Annotated in this window: 12 protein-coding genes; 9 read left to right on the top strand and 3 right to left on the bottom strand. The window is 62.5% G+C overall.

Annotated elements, in window-relative coordinates; translation table 11 throughout:
* Positions 1-109 precede the first annotated feature (109 nt).
* A complete protein-coding gene (locus NGR_RS01790) occupies positions 110-913 on the top strand; it encodes a helix-turn-helix transcriptional regulator (protein ID WP_012706428.1) in 804 nt (267 codons plus the stop codon).
* Between the two features lie 427 nt (positions 914-1340).
* Here NGR_RS01790 and NGR_RS01795 read toward each other — a convergent pair whose 3' ends face one another.
* Positions 1341-2636 carry a pilus assembly protein TadG-related protein gene (locus NGR_RS01795; RefSeq protein WP_012706429.1) on the bottom strand — a complete coding sequence of 432 codons (1296 nt, stop codon included), beginning with the start codon at positions 2634-2636 and terminating at the stop codon, positions 1341-1343.
* A gap of 205 nt (positions 2637-2841) precedes the next feature.
* Here NGR_RS01795 and NGR_RS01800 point away from each other — a divergent pair, with 205 nt between their 5' ends.
* The 4 genes from NGR_RS01800 to NGR_RS01815 are packed head-to-tail and all read left to right on the top strand — an operon-like array spanning position 2842 to position 6367.
* Complete coding sequence (locus NGR_RS01800) at positions 2842-3354, top strand: A24 family peptidase (protein WP_012706430.1); 513 nt, start codon at positions 2842-2844, stop codon at positions 3352-3354.
* A 34-nt stretch (positions 3355-3388) separates the two neighbouring features.
* A complete protein-coding gene (cpaB, locus tag NGR_RS01805) occupies positions 3389-4180 on the top strand; it encodes a Flp pilus assembly protein CpaB (protein ID WP_012706431.1) in 792 nt (263 codons plus the stop codon).
* Positions 4181-4205: 25 nt separating this feature from the next.
* Positions 4206-5948, top strand: a complete 1743-nt coding sequence (locus NGR_RS01810; RefSeq protein WP_012706432.1) for an AAA family ATPase — start codon at positions 4206-4208, stop codon at positions 5946-5948.
* A complete protein-coding gene (locus NGR_RS01815; protein WP_012706433.1) occupies positions 5945-6367 on the top strand; it encodes a TadE/TadG family type IV pilus assembly protein in 423 nt (140 codons plus the stop codon). The genes NGR_RS01810 and NGR_RS01815 overlap by 4 nt, the downstream gene beginning before the upstream one ends.
* An 18-nt stretch (positions 6368-6385) precedes the next feature.
* Here the strand turns inward: NGR_RS01815 and NGR_RS01820 are convergent, their stop codons facing one another.
* Positions 6386-6904: a pilus assembly protein N-terminal domain-containing protein gene (locus tag NGR_RS01820; protein ID WP_012706434.1), complete on the bottom strand. Its 519-nt coding sequence runs from the start codon at positions 6902-6904 to the stop codon at positions 6386-6388.
* A 268-nt stretch (positions 6905-7172) separates the two neighbouring features.
* Here NGR_RS01820 and NGR_RS01825 point away from each other — a divergent pair, with 268 nt between their 5' ends.
* From NGR_RS01825 to NGR_RS01840, 4 genes are all read left to right on the top strand, one after another.
* Complete coding sequence (locus tag NGR_RS01825) at positions 7173-7334, top strand: Flp family type IVb pilin (RefSeq protein ID WP_012706435.1); 162 nt, start codon at positions 7173-7175, stop codon at positions 7332-7334.
* A 102-nt stretch (positions 7335-7436) separates the two neighbouring features.
* Entirely contained in the window at positions 7437-8861 is a 1425-nt protein-coding gene (locus NGR_RS01830) for a CpaF family protein (protein WP_164923805.1), read from the top strand.
* A gap of 44 nt (positions 8862-8905) precedes the next feature.
* Positions 8906-9904: a type II secretion system F family protein gene (locus NGR_RS01835; RefSeq protein ID WP_012706437.1), complete on the top strand. Its 999-nt coding sequence runs from the start codon at positions 8906-8908 to the stop codon at positions 9902-9904.
* 8 nt (positions 9905-9912) lie between these two features.
* Positions 9913-10884, top strand: coding sequence for a type II secretion system F family protein (locus tag NGR_RS01840; RefSeq protein WP_012706438.1), 972 nt, complete (start codon positions 9913-9915; stop codon positions 10882-10884).
* 154 nt (positions 10885-11038) lie between these two features.
* On the opposite strand, the gene NGR_RS01845 is transcribed toward NGR_RS01840, so the two are convergent.
* Entirely contained in the window at positions 11039-12085 is a 1047-nt protein-coding gene (locus NGR_RS01845) for a chemotaxis protein CheB (protein ID WP_012706439.1), read from the bottom strand.
* Between the last annotated feature and the right edge of the window lie 7 nt (positions 12086-12092).

The following is a 12092-nucleotide window of genomic DNA, read 5'->3' on the forward strand; positions in this document are numbered from 1 at the left end:
TGACAGTCAGCCTAGTCTTAGGCAGGCGCGCCGGTATATACCCCAAGAGAGGTATTTCAACGCCGCCGGTCCTGTGGAAGGAGTATACCTTGGAGCAGGGGAGAATGAGGTGGGCATCGATCTCGAGAAACTTTTTGAGATTCTGGCGCCGCTGATCAATGGCACGCCGATGAATGACGAGGCGGTAGGCAGCACGTTCCGGCGACTGATGTCCGCTCTGATGACCTTTGACTATGTGGTCGTCTTTGCTTATCGCGGCAAAGAGCGGCCGCTTGATCTCTACAGTACCTTCGATGCCAAGGATCACGTCCTCTTCGTAAGCCTTTACCAGGCGGGACCCTACCTTCTCGATCCGTTCTACCATGCGGCCTGCGCGCCGAAGCCGGGCGTTTGGCGGATGCGAGAGCTCGCGCCCGACCGGTTCTTTTCAAGCGAATATTACCGCACCTACTATGTGCGGACGGGGCTGGCCGAAGAAGTTGGCTTCTTTGTAACGGTGAGCGAGCAGGTCACCGTCGTTCTGTCGCTGATGCGGCGCGAGGCGACGGGCGTGTTTGGCCCGGCTGAATTCGCGCTTCTCAAAAAGGCGGAACCGATGGTGGCGGCGCTGGTGCGTCACCATTGGGCGGACCTCGATCGCCGCTTCGATGCGGCGCTTGCGAATATGGGGCGAAGCCGCCGCAAAGCAGTGCATCCGCCCGCCGATGGCGTCTGGCAGCATCTCAATCTCACCGAACGAGAGGCGGCGATCATCGAACTCGTGCTTCAGGGCCATTCGTCCGAATCGATCGGTTTGAAGCTCGGGATTTCAACCGGAACGGTCAAGGTTCATCGCCGCAACGTGTACCGAAAGCTCGGCATCTCTTCACAGACGCAGCTGCTCTCGCTTTATATCAAGAATCTCGGCCAGTGAGATTGGCGCTGAGCACGCATCGCAAGCGCCTGAAGTCCGCGAAAAAGTTCTTCGGCCGCTTGCTGTGTTAGGCCGCTCGCGCTGGTTTCTTCCCTGTCGGAGCAAGTTTCGCCCGTCCGCTAATGTCGTTCGCCGGAATGTCGGCAACCCGGTCACGAAACTGAATCGGGAGGACATAGACCCAAGCGCCGTTCGTCTTGTCACCAGAGGAGAATGGAGAGAGATCCTGGATTGCTGCTGCACTCCTGGCTGAACGAGACCCTATATCTATCCATTGTGACGTTGGCCGAACTGATGTTTGGAATCGCCGGCGACCGCCCTTCGCGCTGGAAGAACGGGTGATTAGAACCGACGCCGGACGTCCGTGACGATAGTGGAGGGACACCGCTTCAAAGCTTCCCGTTTCATAGCAGCGGTGCTTATACGACTATTCGACGAGCATTACCGTCTTGCCGACGATGATCTCATCGGTACGCGAGGCGCAGGTCTCCATCGCCGAATTGCCCGTAAAGGTGATCTCATTGGCAACGATCTGGGTGCAGCCGCCCGATACCGTTGAGTTGCCGGTAAACTCGATGCGGCCGGTCGGGATGTAGATATTCCCTTCAAGCGTCGATTCCGAATTCCCCGTCACCTGATGGACAACGCCCGCGTCGCGGCGACTTCCGAAGAAGAGCAGGCCGGCATAGGGGCCAGTCGTCGGGGCGGTCAGATCGATGTCACCATTGCCAAGCAGCTTCGCAGTCGCGGAGTTCGTGAAATAGAAGGTGACGCCCTCGCCAGAGAGCTTCGCTCCCGCGGTCACGGTAAAATCGCCTCCGTCGATGATGTAGAGGCCAGGCTTCAGGGTAATGGTTCCCTTGATGTCCAGCCCCCCGCAGAAGCGGATCGCGGGAACACCGCTTAGGAGGTGGTCGAGCACGTAGGACGAGTTGGAGACATGGTCAAGCGTCCGGCAGGGAAGCAACTGGACCTGCAACCTGTCCGGCTCGGCGACGCTCGCAAAAGGGTCCGGGGTTGGCGGGACCCGTTCGATCGGCTCGCTGCAGCCGGTCATTGTCAGCCCTGTCGTTGTTACCGCCTCGCCAACCGTGTAGACGCAATCCGTCGACATGACCGCGCTGCCGTTCCTCATCAGGAAGGCGTCCGCCGCGCTCGAGTTGGAGACCACGCTGCAGCCCGACAATTGCACCTGGGTCGAGCCGGTGACGGTCACCGCACCCGACGCCGAGCCCGACAGGGCCAACACGCAGGCCTTCGAGCCTCCCTTGACCTCCGCGACCGCACGGGCCGAGAGCGTGACGGGCTCGCCGACGAAGATGGACGAAAACAGGCGCGGGTGCGTCTCCGTCAGCTCGACCGTGATCTTGCTTGATCCTGCGCTCAGTCCGGGCTTCGTGCTGACGGTCATGGTGCCGGGCGAATAGCCCGATGCGCTTGCGATCCTCAGCGCCGTGTTCTCGAGCGCCGGTTTCGGATCGCCCGCCCGATGACGGATGGCAGCGGCATGGGCCGAAACGTCCGCCGCATGCTGCAGCTTACGCTGCTCCATATACCAATAACCGCTTTCCGCCCCGAGCCCCATGGCGCCGACCAGCACGGGGAAAACGATCGCCGCAACAACGGCGACCGCGCCGGCATCGTCCTTAAGGAGGCAGTGTGCACGTCGGCGCAGACGCGGCGACGTCTTTTCCACCTTGGTCACATAGTTCTCCCTGCTCATTTGGAAAGTCTCCGCTCCCGATATTCAGCGCGGATATATATCCGGCGCCGGGTGCACAAGCGATTCGGCTGGTTGGCCTAGTCCGACCGAGACCCCTCGATCCGTTCGCTTAGGCCATCAGGTCGAATGGCGATTGGGTGCTGCAGGCGGCATATTCGCGGCACTGAAACGGGCGACCGTTGCCCTCGTAAAAGGCACCACCACGATGATCTCCACAACCGCAACTTGGCTCGCATTCTTGCTCTTTGCCGGAACGATGACCTACGCCGGCATCAAGGACGTGATGACTATGACGATCTCGAACCGCCTTGTAGGATTCCTGTTGGTCGCCTTCGCAGTGCTTGCGCCGCTCGCCGGCGTGGATCTGCCGATGATCTGGTCGAGCATCCTCGTTGCGTCCGCGGTGCTCGCCTTCACTTTCACGTTTTTCGCCCTCGGCTGGATCGGCGGCGGAGATGCGAAGCTGCTGCCGGTCGCGGTGCTCTGGCTCGGTGCCGGCCTTGCTCTTCCCTTCGTCGTCTGCGCCTCGGTGCTTGGCGCGGTTCTGACGCTTTCGCTGATGCAGTTCCGCAAAATGCCATTGCCGGTCCTCCTGCAGAAACGAGCCTGGTCGAGCCGCTTGCACACGCCCCAGACGGGCATTCCGTACGGTGCCGCCATGGCCCCTGCTGCACTCCTGCTGCTGCCGGAAAGCCATTGGTTCGCTGCTCTCCTCTGAAGACATAATAGTTCGTAACAAAACAGGTCTTGCCATGATCCGCTTGGTCATTCTCCTCTTCGCACTCGCGTCGGGCGGTGCCGCCTCCTGGCTGGCGCTCGGCTTTGCCGATCAGCCGACCGTCGAGGCCGCCGAAGTTCAACAATCTCCTTCCCAGGAGGTGCTCGTCGCCGCTCAAGAGCTGGCCCGCGGCACGACCCTCGAGGAACCCCACCTGCGCTGGCAGGCGTGGGAGGGCGAGATTCCTCCTGTGTTCATCAGCCGCAGTGCGCGGCCGGACGCGAAGGAATCGCTCAAGGGTCTGCTCGCCCAGAGCAGTTTCGTCGCCGGAGAGCCGATCCGCGAGGACAAGCTTGCGCAGCGAGGCGCCGGCTTCCTGTCCAGTATGCTGCCTTCGGGCAAACGGGCGATTGCCGTTCGCGTGACGGCGGAAAGCACGGCCGGCGGCTTCATCCTGCCGAACGACCATGTCGACGTGATCCACACCGTCGCGCGCCCGGATTCCTCTGGAAAGGACGGCAAGGTCGTCAGCCGCGCGGTCCTTTCCAACATACGGGTGCTGGCCGTCGACCAAACTATTTCCGAAGGCGCCGATGGGACATCGGTCGTTGGAAAGACCGCGACGCTCGAGGCCGATCCCGGGCAGATCGACATCATCGCCGCGGCGGAAGCCTCCGGCACAGTCTCGCTTGCGCTGCGCGCGGTTGCTGACAACCTGGAGGCACCGGTTGTCGAGACGGAAGGAAGCCGACCAGGGGTCGTGCGCATTGTTAGTGGTGGGCGGCTGTCGATGATCGAAGTTCCGTCCCGCTCCGGTGGCAGCTGATGATTTTCAAAGGAATGTCGGAGAGATGAAACAGCTCGGCAAAATTATCCAAGAGGCCCCGCGGGAACCGGTTGCACCGCTCCTGTCCATCCCGAAGGTGGACATTGCCGTCTTCTGCCGATCGGAGGCGTTGATGGGGACGGTCCGCACGGCGGCGATCGACCGCCGGATGGCGCGTGCCACCGTGACGATCAACGAAGGTGGGATAGAGGAAGCGGCGGCGCTTTACGGCGGCGTCACCTCGCCGAACCTTGTCGTCGTGGAGAGCGGCGACGAGGAGGACCGCCTGATGAGGGCGCTCGAAGACCTGGCGATGGAGTGCATCACCGGCACCAAGGTCATTGTCGTCGGCCGTTCCAACGACGTGGGCCTTTATAAGAGGCTTTTGGACGCCGGCGTCAGCGACTACCTGGTCACGCCGCTCGACCCGATGGACTTCGTTGCGGCGGTGCATCGCTGCTTTCGCGACTCCGTCGACGGGAAACTCGGTCGTATCGTCGCCTTCATCGGCGCCAAGGGCGGTACCGGATCCTCGACGCTCGCCCACAACGTGGCCCTGGCGATGTCGAAACGCATCGCTTCTGATGTGCTGGTTGCCGACCTCGACCTGCAGTTCGGTACGCTCGGGCTTGATTTCGATGTTGAGGCCGTCCAGGGCATGACCGACGTCCTCAGTAGTCCTGATCGCCTGGACGATGTCCTCCTGCGGCGCCTGACTGTGCCGTACACGGAGCACCTGCACTTGCTTCCGACGACCACCGATCTCAACCGGTTCTTCTATCTCAAGGAGGAACATGTCGACCATCTCCTGGATGTTGCCCGGTCCAGCTCCTGGCAGATCGTCGTCGATCTGCCGCACATATGGATGCAGTGGACCCGAAAGATCCTGCTTGAGGCCGACGAGGTCGTTATCACGGCAACCCCGGATCTCGCGTCGATGCGCAACGTGAAGAACCTGGTCGACCTGCTGAAGAAGGCGCGCCCCAACGATCCGCCGCCCAGACTCGTGCTGAACAGGACAGATACGCCGAAGCTTGCCGAGATCAAGCCAAAGGACTTCGTCGCCGCAGTAGGGCTGGAGGAAAGCATATCCGTTCCCTTCGATCCGCAACTGTTCGGCAAGGCGGCCAATAATGGCCAGCTGGTCATCGAGTCGGCACCCGAGTCAAAGGCGGGGCAGGCCATTGTATCGCTTGCGTGGCGGGTCGGCGGCACGAGGGAGCGACGGACGCGGAAGAAAGGACTTGCGGGATTGGTGCAGAGATACATGCAGCAACGCAAGCAGAAGGCAGCGGCAGGGCTTCGCAATAAGGCGCAGGACCTAAAGAAGTCCGAGGCCGGCGCCTCGGCCGTGGAGTTTGCGCTGTTTGCACCGGTATTGGCGCTCGGCCTCGTCGCCATGGCCGATGTCGCACTGGCGCTGCACGAGCGCATGACGATCGACCATGTCCTTCGGGCGGGTGCGCAAGCCGCCATGGCCGATCCCGGGGCGACGCAGGTTGACAAGGTGCTGCAGTCGACACTGGCGCAAAGCGCCAAACCGGCCAATGTCACCCTGGCGCCGGTGAAGCGCTACTGCGCCTGTCCGGAAAACGCCGATGTCAAGCCGGAGGCCGCGCCGCAATGCGGCACGACACCCTGTGCGGATGCAGTGCAGCAGCTGGTATTCTATCGGCTCGAAGCGGCGAAATATTACCAGCCCATGTCCCTGCCGGAGGTGCTGCCGCCCTTCCAGCTCAACTCCTCGATGCAGGTGCAGGTCCGATGACCTTATCCCTCTTCCTTCGTCGCGCCTGGCGTAGCCAGTCGGGCGCGACGGCAGTCGAATTCGCGCTTGTCTGTTTCCCGCTGCTTCTGCTCGTCCTTGGCGTCATCGAGTTCGGCCGCGCCTTCTACGTGCGCAACGACATGTCCTACGCTGCCGACGTCGCCGCCCGGGAAGTGCTCATCGGGAAGATCGCGCGTGATGCGCCCGACAGCGAGGCGCAGGCGAAGCTGGCGAGTGCAGTGCGCGACAGCTTCGACAGCGGCGATCCAGCTCGCCTGGAAATTGCCGTGACGAAGCAAACGGTGGACGGGATCGATTTTCGCGTGCTGTCGATCCGCTATCCGCTCGAATTTCTTCTTCCCGGGATGACGGAGACCTCCTTCAGCCTTGCGCTTTCACGGCGCATCCCGATCGGCTGAACGATCGGCGGCAGTCGTTCATGGTTCGCCCCCTTCGTTGATCGGCGGAGCGGGACTGGCAGGGGGCGGAGGAGCAGTCGTTTCGTCGTTCGACTGAACCGGGTCGCAGCGCTCCGTGCAGCTGTAGGTTGCCCGGCCACTACCGCCGTCGACGGTGATCAACCGGCCGCCAGCAGCAGCCACATCCAGGATGATATTGGCGACCTCGGCGCCGGCGGCGTCCATGACGATGAGGTTCGTCGATCCCGGCGTCTTGCCGGTCAGGATGACTGTCTTGTCGTCGCTGAGCGTTGCCTGGGCGATGGTCGGATTGCCGATGATGAGCGTGCTTGCCGGCCGGGCGAGGATCAGCGGCCTTGCAAAGTCGACAATGACCCTGACGACGCCCTCGGTCTGCCGGGTCGGTTCCAGCGCCGTGGTCGGCGGGCGATCTTCCGCCGCCTGCGCCGCGCCAAAAAGGGTACAGGCCAGCAAGGCGGGAACAAGCCATCCGGCCCCTATATGCCCTGGAACCACATGCCTTGGAACCACCCGCATTTTTCGCTCCCGTCTCTGTGAACGGACGACGAGCCGTCTGTTCGAACAAGCTGGCAAAGCAAGAGGATAGTGCGGCCGGACGATTGGACTAGGCCAACAGGCCGACCCTGCCGCGGAAGTGGTATCGGCCATCAGGCTGAATGGATCAAAAGGGTTAATAAAGTCTATATCAAGGCCACACAGCAAGCGGGAACGAGCAGAACCCAGCCCCGGCCCTGTGATGCCGAACTTGGCGTCGGCGCAACCCCAACCCAATAAGGATCGCCCCATGAAAAATCTTCTCGTCCGCTTCGTCCGCAACGAATCCGGTGCCACGGCCATCGAATACGGCCTGATTGCAGGCCTCATCGCCGTCGTCATCATCAGCGCGGTGCAACTCGTCGGCACCGACATCGGCGCCAAATTCACCGCCATCTCGACGGCGCTCTGACCCCTTCCAGGATCAGCGCCGATCGCCAAGCGAAGCGGAAGGCATGATCGCCTTCCGCTGTCGCATCTGGAGAACACCCCAACGACGAGCGAAGCGACACCCATGTTCGGCAGAAAATCCATCCCGGATCATAAGGTTACCGAAGCGGAAGTCCATCAGGCGGCGAGTGAGGCGCCCGTCGCCATGCCGCGGGAAGTGCCGAAGCCTGCCGTAGTTCCGGCCGCTGCGAAGGCGGAAAAAGCCGATCAATATTACAGCTTCAAAAAGGAAATCTTTAGCGCGCTCATCGCCACCATCGACGTGGCGGCGCTGTCGACCATGGACGGAGACGAGGCGCGCACGGAAATCGGCGCCATCGTCAACGATATCGTCGCGGCCAAGAAGGCCGGGATTTCCATGGCGGAGCAGAACGAGCTGCTGCGCGACATCTGCAACGACATTCTGGGCTATGGCCCCCTCGAGCCTCTTCTCGCACGCGATGACATCGCCGACATCATGGTGAATGGCGCCGACCAGGTGTTCATCGAGGTCGGCGGCCGCGTGCAGCAGACTGGTATCCGTTTCCGCGACAACGAGCAGCTTCTCAACATCTGCCAACGCATCGTCAGCCAGGTGGGCCGGCGGGTCGACGAAGCGAGCCCGATCTGCGATGCGCGTCTGGCCGACGGCTCGCGTGTCAATGTCATCGCGCCGCCGCTGGCGATCGACGGACCGAGCCTGACGATCCGCAAGTTCAAGAAGGAAAAGCTGAACCTCGACCAGCTGGTGCGATTCGGCTCGATCTCGCCCGAGGGCGCCGAGATTCTCAAGATCATCGGCCGCGTCCGATGCAACGTTTTGATTTCGGGCGGCACGGGATCCGGCAAGACGACGCTGCTGAATTGCCTTACCGGTTATATCGACGACGGCGAACGCATCATCACCTGCGAGGATGCCGCAGAACTTCAATTGCAGCAGCCGCATGTCGTGCGGCTCGAGACCCGCCCGCCGAATATCGAAGGGCAGGGTGAGATCACCATGCGCAGCCTCGTCAAGAACTGTCTGCGCATGCGGCCCGAGCGGATCATCGTCGGCGAAGTGCGCGGGCCGGAGGCCTTCGACCTCCTGCAGGCGATGAACACCGGCCACGACGGCTCGATGGGGACGCTTCACGCCAACTCGCCGCGAGAAGCGATTTCGCGCGTCGAGGCGATGATCACCATGGGGGGCCATTCGCTGCCGGGCAAGGCGATCCGCGAGATGCTCGTTTCGTCGGTGGACGTGATCGTCCAGGCGGCGCGCCTGCGCGACGGCTCCCGCCGCATTACCCACATCACCGAAGTGCTCGGCATGGAGGGCGACGTGGTGACGACGCAGGACCTCTTCGTCTACGACATTCTCGGCGAGGACGGAAAAGGCAACATCATCGGTCGGCACCGTTCCACCGGCATCGGCCGCCCGGCCTTCTGGGATCGCGCCCGCTATTATGGCGAGGAAGCGCGCCTGGCCGCTGCCCTCGATGCCGCCGAAATCAAGGCAGCCGCCTGACGACCGTGAAGATCTCCGAGTATCCGAGAAAGGCTAATACGGACATGCTGAGTGCTTCGCTGTTTCCCGTGCTCATCTTCTTTCTGGCGTCGAGCTTCGTCGGCGGCCTGATGCTCGCTGCCTTTTATCCGCGGACCGTGAAAGCCAGCGCCTATCGGCAACGGTTCGAGCGGGTCGCCGGCCACACGCAGATCAACCGCACTGGTTCGGCTGATGAGAGCCGCGACCGTCGCCGCTCAGTGGAAAAGACGCTGCGCGACATAGAGGAGCAGCAGAAGGCACATGTGCGCAAGGGCCGCAAGCCGAAGCTTGAGGCTCGCCTCCGTCAGGCCGGTCTCGGCTGGTCGACCCGAGCCTATTGGGTCGCTTGCGCCGGCACGGGCCTCGCCATCTACGTTCTGGTGGCGCTTCTGGGGTTGGGCGCCTTCGCGGCGCTGGGCTTCGCCACAGCGGGCGGCCTGTACCTGCCGCACTTCCATGTGAACACGACGCGCAACAGGCGGCTGAAGCGGTTCACCGCCGAGTTCCCGAATGCGGTCGATGTGATCGTGCGCGGCCTCAAGGCAGGCCTGCCGATGACCGATTGCTTGCGCGTGATTGCTGCGGAAGCTCAGGAGCCGGTCAAGGGCGAATTCCTGACCATCGCGCACGACCAGACGCTTGGATTGCCGGTTGACGAAGCGGTCGAGCGCCTGTGCGAACGCATGCCCTTGCCCGAGGCCAGGTTCTTCGCGATCGTCATCACTATCCAAAGCCGCACGGGCGGCAGCCTCTCGGAGGCGCTGGGAAACCTCTCCAAGGTGCTGCGCGAGCGGAAGAAGATGAAGGCGAAGATCAAGGCCATGAGTGCGGAGGCAAAGTCCTCCGCCGGCATTATCGGCGCCTTGCCCTTCTTCGTCGCCGGTGCGGTGTACCTGACCAGCCCCGACTACATGTCGCTCCTGTTCACGACGATGACCGGGAAGATGGTGCTGGTCGGCTCGGCCCTGTGGATGGGCATCGGTACCCTCCTCATGCGCAAAATGATCAACTTCGATTTCTGAGAAACGACATGAACCTTGGCGCCCATATCCCCGATCCGGACCAGCTTTCCGCGATGTTGACTGGCATAGCCGCCTTTTCCGCCGTCGTGGCGGTTTCCTGGCCCTATGTTTTCCGCAATACCCTTGCAGAGCGGATGCGCAAGGTGGAGAGCGAGCGCGAGCGCATCAGGCAGCGTGAGCGCACTCGGCTGAATGCCGAAAAGAGCAAGGTGGCGCTGCGCGCAGAGCCCAGGCGCTTCTTCCAGGCGATCGTCGATCGCTTCAATCTTGCCAAACAGGCGGAGAATAGCGACATCCTCCGCCAGCTGAGCATGGCCGGTTACCGCGGCTACGCGCCGGTCACGACCTTTCTTGCCTTCCGGTTGATAGCGCCAATTGTGCTCTTTGCCGCTTGCCTCCTCTATATACTGCTCGTCCTCCGGCCCCAGGCGCCGCTGCTTGCGGTCATTGCGATGGCCGGCGCCATGGGGTCGCTCGGATATTTCGCTCCGGCGATATTCATCCGGAACAGGATCACCAAGCGCCAGCAGGCGATCCGCCGAGCCTGGCCGGAGGCGCTGGACCTCCTGTTGATCACCGTCGAATCCGGCATGGGCATCGAAAGTGCCTTTCGCAAGGTGGGCGAGGAGATCGGCGCACAGTCGCCCGAGGTCGCCGAGGAGATCCTGCTCACGACGGCGGAGCTTTCTTATCTGCAGGACCGGCGGCAGGCCTTTGAGAACCTGGGACAAAGGACCGGCGTCGAGGGTGTCCGCGCCGTCGTGACCAGCCTGATCCAGGCGGAGAAATATGGAACGCCGCTTGGTCAGGCGTTGCGGGTCATGGCGCAGGAGAACCGCGACATGCGGATGAGCGAGGCGGAGAAAAAAGCCGCCGCGCTTCCCCCGAAGCTGACCGTGCCGATGATCGTATTCTTTCTGCCGGTTCTCTTCGCCGTGATCGTTACGCCAGCTGCCATTCAGATTTCCGGGATTCAATAGGCAAGGCAGCGGCGTCGCGACGCGGCGCTTTGATGCGCGGCGCCGCAATCGAGCAAGGGTGTGCTCACATACGTTCGCGACGCCGCTCTGACACTTTTTTTGCCGGATTTGTGCTAACTGCAAAATCCTCCGTGAAGCGCAAACTCGCGGGCGGCTACGTGCCACTCTCTCGACCTTCGGCGAGGGCGACAATTTTGCCGCCGATGCTCTCCAGAGGCAGCACGAAATCGACAAGACCCGCACCAATCGCCGATTTAGGCATTCCAAAGACCACGGAACTCTCCTCGTCCTGGGCAATCGCCTTGCCGCCCGCCTCGCGGAGTGCGCGAAGCCCCTCGGTCCCGTCATTGCCCATGCCGGTAAGGATGACGGCGAGCGCCTCGCCTTTGAAGGCGCGGGCGATGGAGCCGAAGAGATAGGAGCCCGAGGGCTTGAAGCCGTCGACGGGAGCATCGTTCACGACGCGGATTCGAGATCGGCCGGAGACCCCGAGTTGTCGACCGTCCGGGGCAAGGTAAACCATTCCTGCCCTCAAGCGCTCGCCGTCCGTCGCGACCTTCACGTTCAGCGGTACGGTCGCGTCGAGGGAAGCGGCGACCCGGTCGATGAAGCCGCTCGACATATGCTGTACGATGAGGATCGGGGCGGGAAATTTACTCGACACATTCATCAATATAGACCGGATAGCGGCGGGACCGCCCGTGGAAGCCGCAATGCCGACAATGCCGATCGGCGCGTGAGCCGCAGCTAGATCGCCCTGGTCGTTCCGGCCGTCGCCTCCCGATTTCTTGCGCCATTGCCTGACAACCTTCACATGGGCCATGGCCTTGATCGTCGACAGGAACTTCTCCGTCGCCGCTTTCTCGAGGCGACCATCGACCGGTGGCGGCGCTGGAATGACCGCGAGAGCCCCGGCGTCGAGGGCTCGAGCCGCCACGGATCCCAGCTCCTCGACACGCGACACCATGACGATCGGCGCCGGCGCTGAAACCATGATTTCCCTGACCGCCTCGACGCTGTCGTGCTCACCGAGCCGTAGTTCCATCGTCACGATATCGGGCGACAGCTGCCGTGCCATCGTGACCGCCTCGGCAAAGCTTCTTGCGACGCCCAGGAGTTCCGCCGACGCGTCGCTGCGAACCGCCCTCTCGACGAGTTCCTGAAGGTCAACCCTGGAGGTGGCAAGCAGAATGCGAACCATTTGCTAC

Origin of the sequence: Sinorhizobium fredii NGR234 (genome assembly GCF_000018545.1) — a bacterium.
GTDB classification, from domain to species: domain Bacteria; phylum Pseudomonadota; class Alphaproteobacteria; order Rhizobiales; family Rhizobiaceae; genus Sinorhizobium; species Sinorhizobium fredii_A.